The following is a 3,054-nucleotide window of genomic DNA, read 5'->3' on the forward strand; positions in this document are numbered from 1 at the left end:
CCCCTCATACGGAGGCGATGTCCTCCCGTTCCGCACCACCCCGCCTGATCCCCCGCCCGCATCAGGTCGAGGCGATCCGCGCGATCCTGGCGGCGCGGGCGGAGGGGCGGCCAGGCTTCCTCCTCGGCGACATGACCGGGCTCGGCAAGACGCTGTCGGTCTGGGGCGCAGTGGCGGCGATGCCGGAGACCGCCGTGCTGATCGTCTGCCCGAAGGGGGCGATGCCGCAATGGCGGCGCACGATCCGGGATTCGGGGCTGGCCGAGAAGGACGTGACGCTCACGAACTACGAGCGCACCAAGTCCCTGCTGGCGCTTCCCACTGCCAGCCGCCGCCGCTCGGTGCGGGCGAAGAACAACGAGCTGGCCAAGCTGGGCCAGCCCAAGCGCATCTGGCCGATCGTGGTATTCGACGAGGCGCACCGCCTGCGCAACCCGAACTCGCAACAGGGCCAGGCTTGCCGGCGGATGGCCGAGGCGGTGGCCTTCACGGTCTATGCCAGCGCCACCGCCGGTCAGGCGCCGCACGAATTGTCCTATCTCGGGGCGCTGCTCGGCCACGCCGTCGGTCGTCCGGTCGAGACCCTGGCCGATTTCCGGGCCCTGATGCAGCACCTGAAGATCGGCCGCGCCAAGGGGCGCTGGCAGAACTGGTCGTGGGAGCCGAATGCCCGCGACCAGGAGACGATGGCCGACCTGCTCTATCGCGGCCCCCGGGCGATCGGGCTCCGGCGGCGCCCGGCCGACATCGCCGGCTGGCCCGAGGTGCAGCGCGACCTCGCACCCACCGCCCTCGATGCGGCGGCCAAGCGACTCTACGACGCGACCTGGCGCGAGTTCCGCCGCGAATGGGGCCTGGCCGGGGGCTCGAACCGCCGCGCCGCCGGCTGGGCGGCCGATCTGCGCTTCCGCCAGAAAGCGAGCCTGATCCGGGTCGCCGGCACGCTCGACCTCGCCGAGGATCTTTTGATGGCGGGCGAGCAGGTGGCGATCTCGGTCGCCTTCCTGGAGACCGGCGCGGCGCTCGCCGCAGGGCTCACCGGGCGCGGCTGGCGCGCCGGCACCATCGACGGCACGCAGGACCCCGAGACCAACGAGGCGGTCCGGGTTGCCTTCCAGCGCGGCGACCGCGACGCGGTGGTGTTCACCGTCACCGAATCGATCTCGCTCCACCGCAACGAGCTGCCGGGCGGCGAGCGCCCGCGCAGCCTGATCGTCCACGACATGCGCCACAGCGCGATCCAGCTCAGCCAGATCGAGGGCCGCTGCCACCGCGACGGCGAGCGCGCCGCGATCCTGTTCGCCTATGCGGAGGGCACCGTGGAGGAGCGGGTGGCCGCCACGGTGATCGCCCGCATGGCCGGCATGGACAGGATGGCCGGAGAGGACACCTCCCTCCTCGACGCGATCGCGCGGATCATCGATGGTGAGGCGGACCGATCCCCCGACCCGCCCGGGCCGGGGCAAGCCTGAGGGCCGGTCCCATTCCTGCGTCGGCGCCGATGCGCCGGACGTCCCGCCATCCAGGGCGGGACACCAGAAAAGGAGACATCCGATGGTGACGCGAGGCTTCACGGGACGCCGTCCGCCGCGGCCGGAGGCGGAGCGCCTGCCGCCGGGCCAGTACCTCACCGAAGACTTTCCGGTGCTTCAGCTCGGGCCGACGCCGAAGATCGACCTCGCGCGCTGGCGCTTCACCCTGCGGGAGGGATCGAAGCCCCTGGCAAGCTGGACCTGGGACGAGTTCGACGCCCTGCCGCGCACCCGCTGGGCCGGCGACATCCATTGCGTGACCAAGTGGTCGAAGTTCGACACCGCCTGGGAGGGCGTGACGATCGACGACCTTCTGGCGGCGGCGGGACTCGCGGCGCCGACCGCCTACCTGCTGGCCGAAGGCTACGACGACTACACCACCAACGTCCCGGTGGCCGACCTGACCGGCGGCAAAGCCATGGTGGCGACCCGCTATGCCGGCGCGCCGATCACGCCCGACCATGGCGGTCCGGCGCGCCTGCTGGTGCCTCACCTCTACTTCTGGAAGAGCGCCAAGTGGGTGAAGGGCCTGCGCTTCACGCAAAAGGACGAGGCCGGGTTCTGGGAGCTGCGCGGCTACCATATGTATGGTGATCCCTGGCGCGAGCAGCGCTTCACCGGGGATTGAGCGATGGCCCTGACCTGGCAGGAGGCGCGGATCACCGCGACCGTCCCCGAGACGGCGCGGGTGCGGCGCCTCACCCTGGCGGTCGGCTGGTCGGAGCCGTTCCGGGCCGGCCAGCACGTCGACGTGCGCCTCACCGCGCCGGACGGCTACCAGGCCCAGCGCAGCTACTCGATCGCCTCCTCGCCGATGCGGCCGGAGGCGATCGACCTCCTGATCGAGCGCCTCGACGACGGCGAGGTCTCGGGGTTCTTTTCCGACGTGGCCGAGCCCGGCGACGCGATCGAGCTGCGCGGGCCGATCGGCGGCGCCTTCGTGTGGGATCCGGGCATGGGCGGGCCGCTGCTCCTCGTCGGCGGCGGCTCCGGGGTGGTGCCGCTGCTGGCCATGCTGCGTCACCGCGCGGAGGCCGCGCCCGGCGTGCCGGCGCTGCTGCTCTACTCCGCCCGCACCCGCGCGGACGTGATCGCCCGCGCGGAGCTGATGCGCCGCGACGCCGAGGAGCCGGGCTTCCGGCTGCGGCTCGTCCTCACCAGGGAGCCGGGCGGCCGGCGGATCGATGCGCAGACCATCGGCGAGGCGCTCGCCGCCCTCGGGATGCCCGCCCACGCCTTCGTGTGCGGAAGCAATCCCTTCGTCTCCACGGCGGCCGACCTCCTGGTCGAGGCCGGCCTGCCGGCGCGGACGATCCGCACCGAGCGCTTCGGAGGTTAGACCGCGCCCATGCAAGATCTGACAAGGCGAGAGATCACCGGCCAGACCCGGGTTTTCGCGATCCTCGCTGACCCGATCGCCCAGGTGAAGACGCCGCAGGGGCTCAACCGCATCATGGCCGAGCGCGGGGTCGACGGGGTGATGGTGCCGCTCCACGTCGCGGCCGCCGACCTCGCGGCGGTT

3 protein-coding genes are annotated in these 3,054 nt (G+C 72.3%); all 3 read left to right on the top strand.

Annotated elements, in window-relative coordinates:
* Positions 1–17 precede the first annotated feature (17 nt).
* The 3 genes from VP06_RS33150 (at position 18) to VP06_RS33160 (ending at position 2,871) form a co-directional block, all read left to right on the top strand.
* Positions 18–1,472, top strand: a complete 1,455-nt coding sequence (locus VP06_RS33150; protein ID WP_053082135.1) for an SNF2-related protein — start codon at positions 18–20, stop codon at positions 1,470–1,472.
* Positions 1,473–1,554: 82 nt separating this feature from the next.
* Entirely contained in the window at positions 1,555–2,160 is a 606-nt protein-coding gene (locus VP06_RS33155) for a sulfite oxidase-like oxidoreductase (RefSeq protein WP_048468084.1), read from the top strand.
* 3 nt (positions 2,161–2,163) lie between these two features.
* Positions 2,164–2,871 carry an FAD-binding oxidoreductase gene (locus tag VP06_RS33160; RefSeq protein ID WP_048468085.1) on the top strand — a complete coding sequence of 236 codons (708 nt, stop codon included), beginning with the start codon at positions 2,164–2,166 and terminating at the stop codon, positions 2,869–2,871.
* The last annotated feature ends 183 nt before the right edge of the window (positions 2,872–3,054 follow it).

This window comes from Methylobacterium aquaticum (assembly GCF_001043915.1).
Taxonomy (GTDB): Bacteria; Pseudomonadota; Alphaproteobacteria; order Rhizobiales; family Beijerinckiaceae; genus Methylobacterium; species Methylobacterium aquaticum.

Excerpts from the sequence above, each read along its gene's own strand:
- VP06_RS33160 (WP_048468085.1), top strand. The coding sequence starts at position 2,164 with ATGGCCCTGACCTGGCAGGAGGCGCGGATCACCGCGACCGTCCCCGAG.
- VP06_RS33150 (WP_053082135.1), top strand. The coding sequence starts at position 18 with ATGTCCTCCCGTTCCGCACCACCCCGCCTGATCCCCCGCCCGCATCAG.
- VP06_RS33155 (WP_048468084.1), top strand. The coding sequence starts at position 1,555 with ATGGTGACGCGAGGCTTCACGGGACGCCGTCCGCCGCGGCCGGAGGCG.